This is a genomic window from Rhizobium sp. SVR5-9E, assembly GCF_056755095.1.
This window is the reverse complement of the sequence record NZ_JBNDHS010000760.1, coordinates 1-234: the sequence shown is the minus strand read 5'-3', so window position 1 is coordinate 234 and position 234 is coordinate 1. Positions and strand designations below refer to the sequence as shown.

Here is a 234-nt window from a genome sequence, read left to right as displayed (position 1 = left end):
GGATGTCGATAAGATCCGGCGTTAACCAACTCATGCTTTTGCCTCCTGCAGATTATCAAGACGCGCACCCGCCAGTACCGGCGCGATGCCTGGCATACCCATCGGCAGACCCACCTGCCCTGCTGTCAGACTTTCGGAGATAATCAGCGGCAAGCTGATTGTCTGGCCATCATAGCTAAAGGCGATGTTCGCACCCGCGTTAACGCCAAGCTTCGCGGCATCTGCCGGGTTAAG

At 56.8% G+C, this 234-nt stretch carries 1 protein-coding gene; it reads right to left on the bottom strand.

Features of this window, described 5'->3' with window-relative positions; all coding sequences use genetic code 11:
- Nucleotides 1–30: 30 nt before the first annotated feature.
- Nucleotides 31–234 (bottom strand): hypothetical protein (locus ACPYOJ_RS36880; RefSeq protein ID WP_481420616.1); only part of this gene is annotated, 204 nt, incomplete at its 5' end.